The organism is Exiguobacterium sp. s48, from assembly GCF_018617395.1.
Lineage (GTDB): Bacteria > Bacillota > Bacilli > Exiguobacteriales > Exiguobacteriaceae > Exiguobacterium.
The window spans coordinates 41,134-53,525 of record NZ_JACSKC010000006.1 but is presented as its reverse complement, the minus strand read 5'-3'; the positions used below and the strand labels follow the sequence as shown (position 1 = coordinate 53,525).

General features: G+C 47.4%; 18 protein-coding genes. All 18 read right to left on the bottom strand.

Annotated features, from left to right (window positions below):
• Nucleotides 1-375: 375 nt before the first annotated feature.
• The 18 genes from KNO66_RS14385 to rplO all read right to left on the bottom strand — a co-directional run bounded on the left by KNO66_RS14385 (nt 376) and on the right by rplO (nt 12,376).
• Nucleotides 376-1,020, bottom strand: coding sequence for a KinB-signaling pathway activation protein (locus KNO66_RS14385; protein WP_214743085.1), 645 nt, complete (start codon nt 1,018-1,020; stop codon nt 376-378).
• 11 nt (nt 1,021-1,031) lie between these two features.
• On the bottom strand, nt 1,032-2,063 hold the full coding sequence (locus tag KNO66_RS14380) for a P-loop NTPase (protein WP_214743084.1): 1,032 nt from the start codon (nt 2,061-2,063) through the stop codon (nt 1,032-1,034).
• A 134-nt stretch (nt 2,064-2,197) separates the two neighbouring features.
• Entirely contained in the window at nt 2,198-2,590 is a 393-nt protein-coding gene (rpsI, locus tag KNO66_RS14375; protein ID WP_012727644.1) for a 30S ribosomal protein S9, read from the bottom strand.
• A 25-nt stretch (nt 2,591-2,615) separates the two neighbouring features.
• On the bottom strand, nt 2,616-3,053 hold the full coding sequence (gene rplM, locus KNO66_RS14370; protein WP_026824852.1) for a 50S ribosomal protein L13: 438 nt from the start codon (nt 3,051-3,053) through the stop codon (nt 2,616-2,618).
• Between the two features lie 143 nt (nt 3,054-3,196).
• Nucleotides 3,197-3,937, bottom strand: coding sequence for a tRNA pseudouridine(38-40) synthase TruA (truA, locus tag KNO66_RS14365; RefSeq protein WP_214743083.1), 741 nt, complete (start codon nt 3,935-3,937; stop codon nt 3,197-3,199).
• Nucleotides 3,934-4,725 carry an energy-coupling factor transporter transmembrane component T family protein gene (locus KNO66_RS14360; RefSeq protein ID WP_214743082.1) on the bottom strand — a complete coding sequence of 264 codons (792 nt, stop codon included), beginning with the start codon at nt 4,723-4,725 and terminating at the stop codon, nt 3,934-3,936. The genes truA and KNO66_RS14360 overlap by 4 nt, the downstream gene beginning before the upstream one ends.
• Nucleotides 4,722-5,600, bottom strand: coding sequence for an energy-coupling factor transporter ATPase (locus KNO66_RS14355; protein ID WP_214743081.1), 879 nt, complete (start codon nt 5,598-5,600; stop codon nt 4,722-4,724). Before KNO66_RS14355 ends, KNO66_RS14360 begins: the two co-directional genes overlap by 4 nt.
• Nucleotides 5,576-6,412 carry an energy-coupling factor transporter ATPase gene (locus KNO66_RS14350; protein WP_214743080.1) on the bottom strand — a complete coding sequence of 279 codons (837 nt, stop codon included), beginning with the start codon at nt 6,410-6,412 and terminating at the stop codon, nt 5,576-5,578. Before KNO66_RS14350 ends, KNO66_RS14355 begins: the two co-directional genes overlap by 25 nt.
• Nucleotides 6,413-6,481: 69 nt before the next feature.
• Nucleotides 6,482-6,835 (bottom strand): 50S ribosomal protein L17, encoded by a 354-nt coding sequence (gene rplQ, locus KNO66_RS14345; RefSeq protein ID WP_012727650.1) that lies wholly within the window; start codon nt 6,833-6,835, stop codon nt 6,482-6,484.
• Nucleotides 6,836-6,859: 24 nt separating this feature from the next.
• Nucleotides 6,860-7,804 carry a DNA-directed RNA polymerase subunit alpha gene (locus KNO66_RS14340; RefSeq protein ID WP_012727651.1) on the bottom strand — a complete coding sequence of 315 codons (945 nt, stop codon included), beginning with the start codon at nt 7,802-7,804 and terminating at the stop codon, nt 6,860-6,862.
• A 92-nt stretch (nt 7,805-7,896) separates the two neighbouring features.
• Nucleotides 7,897-8,292 carry a 30S ribosomal protein S11 gene (gene rpsK, locus KNO66_RS14335; protein ID WP_012727652.1) on the bottom strand — a complete coding sequence of 132 codons (396 nt, stop codon included), beginning with the start codon at nt 8,290-8,292 and terminating at the stop codon, nt 7,897-7,899.
• A 16-nt stretch (nt 8,293-8,308) separates the two neighbouring features.
• Nucleotides 8,309-8,674: a 30S ribosomal protein S13 gene (gene rpsM / locus KNO66_RS14330; protein WP_012727653.1), complete on the bottom strand. Its 366-nt coding sequence runs from the start codon at nt 8,672-8,674 to the stop codon at nt 8,309-8,311.
• Between the two features lie 19 nt (nt 8,675-8,693).
• Nucleotides 8,694-8,807: a 50S ribosomal protein L36 gene (gene rpmJ, locus KNO66_RS14325; protein WP_003156543.1), complete on the bottom strand. Its 114-nt coding sequence runs from the start codon at nt 8,805-8,807 to the stop codon at nt 8,694-8,696.
• A 30-nt stretch (nt 8,808-8,837) separates the two neighbouring features.
• Entirely contained in the window at nt 8,838-9,056 is a 219-nt protein-coding gene (gene infA, locus KNO66_RS14320) for a translation initiation factor IF-1 (RefSeq protein ID WP_021066622.1), read from the bottom strand.
• Nucleotides 9,057-9,161: 105 nt separating this feature from the next.
• A complete protein-coding gene (gene map, locus KNO66_RS14315) occupies nt 9,162-9,920 on the bottom strand; it encodes a type I methionyl aminopeptidase (protein ID WP_211782057.1) in 759 nt (252 codons plus the stop codon).
• The gene (locus tag KNO66_RS14310) at nt 9,917-10,567 is read right to left on the bottom strand and encodes an adenylate kinase (RefSeq protein ID WP_012727656.1); all 651 of its coding nucleotides are present in this window, start codon (nt 10,565-10,567) and stop codon (nt 9,917-9,919) included. The genes map and KNO66_RS14310 overlap by 4 nt, the downstream gene beginning before the upstream one ends.
• 79 nt (nt 10,568-10,646) lie before the next feature.
• The gene (gene secY / locus KNO66_RS14305; RefSeq protein WP_214743079.1) at nt 10,647-11,936 is read right to left on the bottom strand and encodes a preprotein translocase subunit SecY; all 1,290 of its coding nucleotides are present in this window, start codon (nt 11,934-11,936) and stop codon (nt 10,647-10,649) included.
• Entirely contained in the window at nt 11,936-12,376 is a 441-nt protein-coding gene (gene rplO / locus KNO66_RS14300) for a 50S ribosomal protein L15 (protein ID WP_012727658.1), read from the bottom strand. The genes secY and rplO overlap by 1 nt, the downstream gene beginning before the upstream one ends.
• Between the last annotated feature and the right edge of the window lie 16 nt (nt 12,377-12,392).

Sequence of the window (12,392 nt, the reverse complement as noted above, 5' to 3'; positions counted from 1 at the left end):
CTGAGCCAGGATCAAACTCTCCAAAGAATTTGATATAGCTCTTAAATTGACGAAGCTTGCGCTTCATTCAAAAATTGTAAAACTTTTTTTGCCTCATCGTTCAGTTTTCAAAGACCAATCGTTGTCGTGTTAGCGACTTTTTAATAATAGCGATTTGACTCAGTAAAGTCAACCACTTTTTATTATTTTTTTCGCTTCCTGAAGGTTGTTTCGTGAACAACATCAGCGACGTTTATTAATATATCAGCATCCTAAAATTCCGTCAACTATTTTTCTAAAAAAACTTTTATTTTTTTCATTCGAACGATTAAATATAAAAAAACCGGTTGATGAACCGCTCCACTGAAGTAGAGCAATCCATACAACCGGTAACGTTTAAGAGGATTTTGACGACATCTGTTTTTTGCTTTTTTTCTTCACTTCTCCAGATGAAGCTGATTCAGCAACTTGTCCGGTTTGTTGGAAACGATGAAGCATCAACACTTGATAGGCGTTCGCAAACACTAAGGTAGCTAGCGCCGGCCAAAGTAATGGAATCTCGTCCGTTGTTTGAAGTGCTGGAATCCACTCGATTAACGTAATCACTGTCATTAAGAAAAGGGTCGGGATGAAAGCCGTCATGTTCGTTTGTTTCGCCTTACTCGTCGCAACTACCCAAGCGACAATGAGTAACACAACCATCTCGCCGATATAACGCCACACATGATCATTTCCGAATGCGAGCACTCGTAAGTAGACGGCATCAAAAATCGCGAATGCAATCAACAGAACTTGCACTCGATTCCATAGACGTGGTCCTCTGAATAAATCAAGTCCCACACGGTGAACAATTAAATAGGCAAAGAAGCCCATCATGCTGATCCCAGTCCATGTACTCGAGTAACTAAGCGCTGTAACAATTGCCTCCCAGGACTGACTGACCAAATAACCTGGATTCGCTAATAAATTCATCAGGAATCCAAACAACGTTCCAAATACGAGCGTTGTCCAAAACAAACGTAAAAAACCTTGTACTTTCATCTCTCACCGATTCACCCTTCTATTTGTTGAATGACTGCTTGCGCCAACTCATCATACGTATGCTCGAACGGATGGCCATCCCGATAGACGGAAGGAGCAAAATCTTCCTCATTGTCATACGGTTGACCGAGTGGAATTTGAGCGAGAAGCTTACTCTTCAGCGCCTCTGACAATTTCTCTCCACCGCCGTAACCGAATACGTATTCTTTTTCACCTGTCAGCTTACTTTCAAAGTAAGCCATGTTCTCAATGATACCTAACACTTTATGGTTCGTTTTAATCGCCATCGCTCCCGCACGTGCAGCAACGAAGGCTGCTGTCGCATGAGGTGTCGTCACAATCAATTCTTGGCATGACGGGAGCATGGAATGAATATCAAGCGCGACGTCTCCAGTTCCTGGCGGTAAGTCGAGCAATAGATAGTCGAGGTCTCCCCACTCCACATCATTAAAGAAGTTATTGAGCATCTTCCCAAGCATCGGTCCACGCCAGATAACCGGCGCATTGTCTTCAACGAAGAAGCCCATCGAAATGACTTTCACGCCGAACCGCTCAACTGGAATGATTTTTTCCCCACGAACGACCGGACGTTCTTCGATCCCAAGCATATCCGGAACACTGAATCCATAAATATCCGCATCAATCAAGCCAACTTTCTTCCCGGCACGCGCAAGGGCAACAGCTAAGTTGACGGATACTGTCGATTTCCCTACGCCACCTTTACCTGAAGCGATCGCGATAAACGTTGTTCCTGAATTCTCACGAAGGATTGCCGGCTTTGTTGCCTCCTTCAAGCTTTCGTCGTTCAATGCCTCAAAACGAAGTCCAACCGTCTTAAAGCCTTTCCCCTTGAGCAACGTGACGATCTCTTGTTGTAACTGAAGCTGTTCCCCGCTCCCTGTTTGCCCGAGTGCCACTTTCACACTCACATAGTCTTCTTTAATGCGGATGTCTTTAACTCCCGCTGTATCTCCAAGCGTTCGGTTGATTGTCGGATCAACAAGCCCCGCCAATTCCTCGCGTACTTGCTCTACTGTAAGCATATTGCTTCCCCCTTATAACTGTTTCGATATCAGTATATCAAAAAAAGCGTTTTCTTGACGGGTTCGGAATCGACTAATTTAAACAAAAAACTCTCCACCCGAAAGGATGGAGAGTTCGAACCACTTCGCGAAGATTAACGCTTCGAGAATTGTGGTGCGCGACGTGCTGCTTTAAGACCGTATTTTTTACGTTCTTTCATACGAGCGTCACGAGTTAAGAAGCCTTTTTCTTTGAGGCTTGGACGGAATTCTGGGTCCGCTTGAAGAAGCGCACGTGATACGCCGTGGCGAATCGCTCCAGCTTGTCCAGTGTATCCACCACCGTTAACGTTAACGATTACATCGTATTTACCTTCTGTTTCAGTCAATACGAGTGGTGATTTAGCCATCATGATTAAAGTCTCATGACCGAAGTATTCTGAGATATCGCGGCCATTTACAACAACTTTACCGTCACCTGCAACGAGGTGAACGCGAGCCACCGAGTGTTTGCGGCGGCCTGTTCCGTAGTAACGTACATCTGCCATCGTTTAGTTCCTCCCTGTGTCTCGATTAACCGCGAAGTTCGTAAACTTCTGGTTTTTGTGCTTCATGTTTGTGTTCAGTTCCAGCGTAAACGTGGAGTTTGTTGAATTGTTGACGACCGAGTGATCCTTTTGGAAGCATCCCTTTGATCGCGAGTTCAAGCATACGCTCTGGACGTTTTGCGAGAAGCTCTTTTGCAGTTTGTGATTTCAAACCGCCTGGATGACCTGAATGACGGTAGTAGATCTTGTCATTCAATTTGTTACCAGTCAATTTGATTTTCTCAGCGTTGATGATGATGACGTGGTCTCCGCAATCAACGTGTGGTGTGAAAGTCGGCTTGTGCTTACCGCGAAGAAGTGAAGCTACTTCACTAGTCAAACGACCAAGTGTTTTGCCTTCTGCGTCGATAAGGAGCCATTTGCGTTCTACTTCAGATGCTTTAGCCATGAATGTTGTGCGCATGTGGAATACCTCCTAGAAATGTCTGTTCACTTAATTTTTTGATGCTTTATCATAATCCTAGTTTACGGGGCTAAGATTGTGGTTCATCTCTAAATGTGAAAATGAAATGCCAATGAATATAATACGATTTTATAGGGGGAATGTCAATCTACTTTTTCATAATTCACATTCCATAAATACAAACCATGTGGCGGCGCGGTGATTCCCGCCACGCGGCGGTCTTTCGCTCCCAGCATTTCGGTGATATCAGCGGGCTGATACTTCCCTCTCCCGACCTCAATGACCGTCCCAACCATAATGCGGACTTGATTATATAAAAAGCCCGATCCAACGAACCGAAAGATCATCTCGTCCCCTATCTCGAGCACTTCGGCTTCGTAGATAGTACGGACACGGTCTTCGACTTCTGCCTTTGTTACAGAAAACGACGTGAAGTCATGGGTCCCGATCAACCGCTCCATGGCTTGACGCATCGCTTCTACGTTCAGCGTGTAGGTCACGGTCGCAGCATAGTGCCGACGAAATGGGTCCTCCGTCTGACGGATGTGATAGCGATACTCTTTTCGTTTCGCACCGTAACGTGCGTGAAATGAGGTATCCGTTTCTTCCGCCTGTTTAACGAGGATATCGTCCGGTAGCATCGCGTTTAACGCTTTGACGAACCGCTCGGCCGGCATCTGTAGCGACGTATCAAAGTGAATCACTTGCCCTAATGCGTGCACACGGGCGTCTGTGCGACCAGAGGCGACGATTTTTACCGGATGACGATGCATGCGGGTCAGAACTGCCTCGATTTCCGCTTGAATGGTATTACCGTTCGGCTGTACTTGATATCCTGCATAACGCGTTCCGTCATAAGAAACAATCAGTTTAATACGTCTCATCCAATCCCTCTCAATCCAAACAATATGAGTGTCAAGGCGACAAAGATGAGTAATACGGCCGTATCACGCATTTGCCACTCCATCTCACGCAATCTCGTCCGCCCTTCCCCTCCACGGTAACCACGAGCCTCCATCGCTGTAGCAAGGTCCTCAGCGCGCTTAAACGCGGAGATGAACAATGGAATCAAAAGAGGAATGACCCCTTTTAGTCGGGATTTCCAAGGTCCGCTCATCAAATCGACGCCTCGAGCTTGCTGGGCTTTCATAATTCGGTCCGTCTCGTCCGCAAGGGTCGGGAGGAAACGAAGTGAAATAGAGAGCATCAACGCAATCTCATGGGCCGGCACACGAATCCGTTCGAACGGTCGTAGTCCCGCTTCAATCGAATCGGTCAATTCCATCGGTGTCGTCGTCAACGTCACGAGTGTTGTCAACATGACGAGATAAAAGAAGCGAAGCGAGACGATCAGCCCCATCCGAATCCCCTCCGAATAAATCGCGATCGGACCTAATTCGAAAAGAAGTGTGCCGTCTCGATTGAATAACAACTGCAACAACAATGTGAAGACGATTAAAAAAAGAATCATGCGTAATCCATTCCATAAATAACGCCACGACAGTTGTGATAGTTTAACCACAAACAACGTGAATGCTAGTAGAAACAAGTTCGTCCACAAGTTGTCTGCTAAAAACACGACCGGGATAAATCCTAATATGAAAAGTGTCTTGGCACGAGCATCAAGCGAGTGGAGCCACGAATGTCCCGGTATATACTGACCGATAATCATGTCGCTCCCCCTTTCAGTCGTTCCGCTATCCAATCAGCCAATTCAGTCTCGGTCCGTATAAGCGGAATCTCTGTTTCATCAAATATTGGCGCTAAATCTCGAGCGAGTTCAAGAACATGCGGGAGATCTAACTGGAGACGTCGGACTAGTGCCTCGTCTTGAAACAATTCAAACGGATCCCCATCAAACGCAACTTGACCATGCTCCATCACGATGACGCGTTCTGCATAGGTGAGTACATCGTCCATGTCATGCGAGACAAGAATCAACGTCAGATTCAACTCTTCCCGCAAGCGTTTGAATAAGGCGAGCATGTCCCGTCTCCCAATCGGGTCGAGACCCGCTGTCGGTTCATCGACAATAAGCACGTCGGGACGGCTTGCTAAAACCCCAGCAATCGCCACACGACGCATCTGGCCGCCTGAGAGATCAAACGGAGAACGATCCCATAATGCTTCATCTAACCCAACAAGACGAAGGGCCTCGTGGGCACGCTCTTTCGCTTCGGCATCTGTCGCCCCAAAGTTGCGCGGACCGAACATGACGTCGCGTTCGACCGTCTCTTCAAACAATTGGTGCTCTGGATATTGAAAGACGAGCCCAACGCGACGCCGAAGCGGTAAAAGATTCTGTTTTTTGTCACGACGCGTCCGAATTGGGGTGACAGTGATATCATCGACCACCACGCGTCCGTCAGTCGGGCGCAATAAGCCGTTCATATGTTGAACGAGTGTTGATTTCCCAGAGCCCGTATGCCCAAGAAACGCAACAAGCGCTCCCGACGGAATGGTTACATTCACATCGCGCAGCGCGGTTCGTTCAAACGGAGTATTCAGTTGATATTGATATGTTACTTCTTCAATGCGTATCGGCATAGATGGTTCACCAACTCCGAATGTTGTAGCATCAGACGATCGAGTGGAATGCCACGCGCCTTCAGTTCGAGTTGCATCCGAACGATAAACGGGACATCTAATTGAATGTCACGAAGCGTATCTGGATGTTGAAACACGTCTTCAGGTGTGCCGGTCATCGCAATCGTGCCTTTCGACAGTGCAATGATACGGTCGGCAAACAACACTTCGTCGAGCTCGTGTGTAATGGCAACAACGGTCATCCCTTCCGAGACGAGCTGTCGTACCGTTTGTAATACCTCTTGTCGCCCAATCGGGTCGAGCATAGAGGTCGCTTCATCGAGCACGAGGACACGCGGGCGCATTGCGAGAGCCGCAGCTATCGCAACGCGCTGCTTTTGTCCACCGGATAACTGATGCGGTTCACGGTCCGCTAGTTCCGATAATCCAACGCGCGCTAGACTGTCATCAATTCGACGAACCATTTCTTGACGTGGAAGTCCCATGTTTTCGAGAGAAAATGCCACATCATCGCGCACGGTCGCCCCAACAAATTGATTGTCGGGATTTTGAAAGACGACCCCGATTCGCGTCCGAACGTCCCACACGTCTGTGGCGTTCGACGGATCGAGTGTCTCGACGCGGACTTCTCCCTGTTCAGGAATAAGAAGCCCGTTCCACAACTTTGTCAGCGTCGACTTGCCGGAACCATTATGGCCAACGATCGCAAGCCATTCCCCTTTATATACATCGAGCGATAGGCCGTTAAGCGCCGGCTCAGATTGTCCAGGGTAATGAAATACGACATCCCGTACCATAATTTGTGATTCCATGGGTCGACTCCTTTCTGATGTGGAAACAGGGCAATACGTCACCGCATGCCCTGTTGACTGCCTAATGAATTAGACGAGTTCGATGATTACAACTTCTGCACCATCACCGCGGCGTGGGCCGACTTTCATGATGCGCGTGTATCCACCTTGACGTTCAGCGTAGCGTGGTGCCACGTCTTCGAACAATTTTTGGATTGCGTCTTTTTCTCCAGCGTTCTCCTTACGAACAAATGAAGCTACTTGACGACGGGCATGAAGATCGCCACGTTTCCCAAGAGTGATCAATTTTTCAACGACTGGGCGAAGTTCTTTCGCTTTTTGTTCAGTTGTTTGAATGCGCTCGTTGATGATTAGGTCAGTTGCAAGATCACGCAAAAGCGCCTTGCGTTGCGAGCTTGTACGGCCAAGTTTCGAATAAGCCATTACATTTCCCTCCTTCGGTTGAACTTAGTCTTCTTTACGCAAGCCCAAACCGAGTTCGTCCAACTTATGTTGAACTTCTTCGAGTGATTTACGTCCGAGGTTACGAACTTTCATCATCTCTTCCTCTGATTTGTTTGCGAGTTCTTGAACAGTGTTGATGCCAGCGCGCTTCAAGCAGTTGTACGAACGAACTGAGAGATCGAGTTCTTCAATCGTCATTTCGAGTACTTTTTCTTTTTGGTCTTCTTCTTTCTCGACCATAATTTCTGCGTTGAGAGCTTCATCTGTCAAACCAACGAAGATGTTCAAGTGTTCAGTCAAAATTTTAGCCCCTAATGATACAGCTTCTTCCGGACGAATTGAACCATCTGTCCACACGTCTAACAAAAGCTTATCAAAGCTTGCGTCTTGACCGACACGTGTTTTATCTACTTCGTAGTTCACGCGTTGAATCGGTGTATAGATCGAATCGATTGGAATGACCCCAATCGGCATATCATCACGTTTGTTATCTTCTGCCTGGACGTAACCACGACCACGGCGAGCAGTCAAACGCATGCGAAGCGTCGCATTGTCAGCGAGAGTCGCGATGTGGAGCTCAGGATTCAAGATTTCAACGTCGCTATCATGGGTAATGTCTGCCGCAGTGACAGCACCGGCACTTGAAACGTTAATCTCAAGCGTTTTCTCTTCTTCCGAGTACACTTTGAGTGCCAACTTCTTGAGGTTGAGTACGATTTGAGTGACGTCTTCGACAACACCGTCAATCGTAGAGAACTCGTGAAGCACGCCATCGATTTGAACCGCTGTTACCGCTGCACCTGGGAGCGATGACAATAGAATTCGACGTAGTGAGTTACCGAGAGTAGTGCCATATCCACGTTCAAGCGGTTCTACTACGAATTTACCAAACGTAGCGTCCTCGCTGATTTCGACCGTTTCGATCTTTGGTTTTTCAATCTCGATCATCTGAACCCCTCCTTGAGTATATCCTGCCGTGCAGTTTGAGCTGCTAAAGTATAAGCTGTCGTGCTAGGTAAGCCCTTCACACGCTCAAGCGATTATACGCGGCGACGTTTCGGAGGGCGGCAACCGTTGTGCGGAACTGGAGTTACGTCACGGATTGCAGTAACTTCGAGACCAGTAGCTTGGAGCGCACGGATAGCCGCTTCACGTCCAGCACCAGGACCTTTAACGTTAACTTCTACTGTACGCATACCGTTGTCCATTGCAACTTTCGCTGCAGTTTCAGCAGCCATTTGTGCTGCGAACGGAGTCGATTTACGTGATCCTTTAAATCCGAGGTTACCAGAAGTAGCCCATGAGATCGCGTTACCTTGCGTGTCAGTGATTGTAATGATTGTGTTGTTGAATGTAGAACGGATGTGTACCACACCGACTTCAACATGTTTTTTAACTTTACGTTTAGAACGTACGTTTTGCTTACGTTTCGCCATTGTTCAATTCCCTCCTTTACTTCTTCTTGTTCGCTACTGTACGGCGTGGGCCTTTACGAGTACGCGAGTTGTTCTTCGTGTTTTGACCGCGAACAGGGAGACTACGGCGATGACGGATACCGCGGTATGCGCCGATCTCGATCAAACGTTTGATGTTAAGTGAAACTTCACGACGAAGGTCACCTTCAACTTTGATTCCGTCAATTGCTTCACGGATACGGTTGAGTTCATCTTCAGTAAGGTCGCGTGTGCGTGTCTCTTCAGAAACGTTTGCAGCCTTCAAAATTTCTTGTGCTTTTGTTTTACCAATACCATAGATGTATGTGAGCGAAATAACGATACGTTTTTCGCGTGGAATATCTACACCAGCAATACGTGCCATGTGTGCACCTCCTCTGAAATTAACCTTGTTTTTGTTTGTGTTTCGGGTTTTCGCAAATTACCATTACTTTACCCTTACGGCGAATAACTTTACATTTTTCGCAAATCGGTTTTACCGACGGTCTTACTTTCATGAGTATACCCTCCTCCTGGAAAAATCGGAGTTACTTATAACGGTACGTAATCCGCCCGCGAGTCAAGTCGTATGGAGACAACTCAACAGTTACGCGGTCACCTGGAAGGATCCGAATGTAGTGCATCCGAATTTTCCCTGAGACGTGCGCGAGCACCGTGTGGCCGTTTTCTAACTCCACTTTAAACATTGCGTTCGGAAGTGGTTCGACAACAGTGCCTTCCACTTCAATGACATCTTGTTTCGCCATCATTTATTCCCCTTTCTATATGAAAATCTTTAGGAGCACAGACGATCTATTGCCATCTACTGTGAGAGAAGGATCCAAAATGGATCAGTATGAAACAATAGAGCCTCATTCACCGGAATCGAGTTTCGTTAAAATCTCGTATCCATCGTCTGTGATGGCGATGGTGTGCTCAAAGTGGGCGCACATGCTACCGTCCACGGTGACAACTGTCCAGTTATCAGCCAGTGTTCGAACATAGCGTTGACCAGCGTTGACCATTGGTTCAATGGCTAACGTCATCCCAGTCTTCAGGCGCGGCCCTTTCCCCGGTGGACCATAGTGTGGAATTTGCGGTTCTTCATGCAAATTTTGTCCAACACCATGACCGACGTATTCGCGGACGACAGAAAAGTCATGTGATTCAACATATGCTTGAATCGCATGCGAAATATCTGTCAATCGCCCTCCAGCCTTGGCGTGCTCCAATCCTTTATACAGACTTTCTTCGGTTACGTCAAGTAGCCGCTGTGTCTCTTCCGAGATTGTTCCCACTGGATAAGTCCAAGCGGAATCTCCATGGTATCCATTGTAATAGGCACCGATGTCGATTGAGATAATATCTCCATCTTTCAATACCCGTTTTCCTGGAATGCCATGAACAAGCTCCTCATTCACCGAAGCACAAACACTACCGGTAAAACCGTTGTAGCCTTTGAACGATGGCGTCGCACCTTGGCTGCGAATGTAATCTTCCGCAATCCGGTCGAGCTCTAGCGTCGTGATTCCTGGTTTAATGTGCTGTTTGAGCACCTGGTGCGTTCGAGCAACAATTTGCCCAGCCTCACGCATAATCGCAATTTCACGAGGCGTCTTCGTGATGATCATTCAGTATCACCGAGTAATGCTTTGACATCGGCATACACGACATCGATTGGACGATCTCCATCCAATGTACGAAGATACCCTTTTTCAGCGTAAAAGTCAATGAGTGGTTTCGATTGCTCGATGTTGACGTCAAGGCGACGGCGAACCGTTTCCTCTTTATCGTCTTCACGTTGCATAAGAGCCGACCCATCCACATCACAGATGCCTTCCACTTTTGGTGGGTTAAAGATCACGTGATATGTCGCACCACACGTTGGGCAGATCCAACGACCTGTTAAGCGTGGAACGAGAATTTCCGCATCCACATCGATGTTGACGACGTGGTCAATCTGTTTCCCCAAATCTTTAAGCAAACTTTCGAGTGCCTCTGCTTGAGCAACAGTACGCGGGAATCCATCGAGTAAGAAACCTTTTTCTGTGTCATCTTGGCTAAGACGCTCACGTACGATTCCGATTGTTACCTCATCCGGTACGAGTTCACCTTTATCCATGAATGACTTGGCTTCTTTACCGAGTGGCGTTCCGCCTTTGATTGCCGCACGAAACATGTCGCCTGTCGAAATGTGAGGGATTTGGTACTCTTCTACGATTTTAGCCGCTTGAGTCCCTTTCCCAGCACCCGGTAAGCCCATGAGTACTAGATTCATCTCGGTTAGCCTCCAGTTTTGATTTTCACGAAGGTCTCGTAAACACGACAGGAAGGAAGGGTCAACCCTTCCTTCCGCTTTAACGGATAAAGCCTTTATAGTGTCGTTTTACAAGTTGACTTTCGATTTGTTTCATCGTTTCGAGGGCTACCCCGATGACGATCAATAAGCTCGTTCCTCCGATTTGAACGGAAGTTGGGAGACCGGCAAGCTTAATGAAGATTGTCGGCATGATCGCCACAAGCGATAAGAAAATCGCTCCGAAGAAAGTCAATCGATACAGCAACTTCGTGATGTACTGTTCTGTTTGCGCCCCAGGACGAATCCCAGGAATATAACCACCTTGCTTCTGCAGGTTTTCTGCCATTTGCTCTGGATTGACCTGAACAAACGTATAGAAATATGAGAACGCAATGATTAATGCAACGTAAATCGACATTCCGATTGGCGCCGTCGTGTCAAAGTACGTTTGTAATTTTTGCGTTGTCTCCGGAGAAGCAATGAAGCTCGCAACAGTTGGTGGTGTTACCATGAAGGAAATCGCGAAGATGACCGGGATAACACCTGCTGCGTTTAGCTTGATTGGCAAGTGCGTCGACTGACCACCCACTGGGGTACGGTTCGCCGTGCGTTTTGCATATTGGATTGGAATTTTGCGTGCCGCTTGTTGAACATAAATAATGCCCATCGTGACCGCCAAAATAACAAGTGCCAATACAACCAAGTAAACGATATTAATGAACAATGCATCTCCAGCGTTTTGGAGTTTTGTTTCATAAATCTGCGTGAAGATTCTTGGGAACCCGGCAACGATACCAGCGAAGATGATGATGGAAATACCATTCCCAACACCTTTCTCCGTCGTCATCTCACCAAGGAACATCAAGAACGCTGTACCCGCAGTGAGTACAATCGCGATCACAAAGTAAGTTGCCGTTCCCCACATCTCATTGACGAGACCTGGGTAGAGGCGGTTGAATCCAAACGACAATGAAGTCGCTTGGATAAAGCCTAAGATGATCGTCCCATAGCGCGTGACCGTCGCTAACTTTTTACGGCCCGCCTCTCCTTGTTTAGCCCATTCGGCAAACTTTGGAACGACGTCCATTTGTAAAAGTTGCACAACGATCGATGCCGTAATGTACGGCATGATCCCCATTGCGAACAAGGAGAAGTTCTGTAAAGCATTTCCTCCAAACAAGTTCAAGAAGTCAAGAAGACCTCCTGAGTCAAAACGCAACACATCCGTATTCACCATCGGCACCGGGATATGAGCCCCGATGCGGAAAATGATGATGATTGCGAGTGTGAAGAGAATACGCTGTCGAATATCTTTCACGCGCCACATATTGGAGATCGTCTGAAACATCAGATCACCTCAACTGTACCGCCAGCTGCTTCGATTGCTTCTTTCGCTGCACCCGAGAACTTGTTGGCTTTTACAGTCAATTTAGTTTCAAGCTTGCCGTTAGCAAGGACCTTGATTCCGTCTTTAGCAGAGCTGACAACACCAGTCTCGATTAAGAGTTCTGGAGTAACTTCAGTACCTGCTTCGAAACGGTTAAGCGTGTCTAGGGAAACAACCGCGTACTCTTTACGAGTTGGGTTGTTGAAACCGCGTTTTGGAAGACGACGGTAAAGTGGGTTTTGTCCACCTTCGAATCCTGGACGAACGCCACCGCCCGAACGAGCTTTTTGACCTTTGTGTCCACGACCAGAAGTTTTACCGTTACCAGTCGCCATACCGCGACCGACACGGTTACGTTCGTGACGTGAACCTGGAGTTGGCTTCAATTCATGGAGTTTCATAGTGGCACCTCCTTAT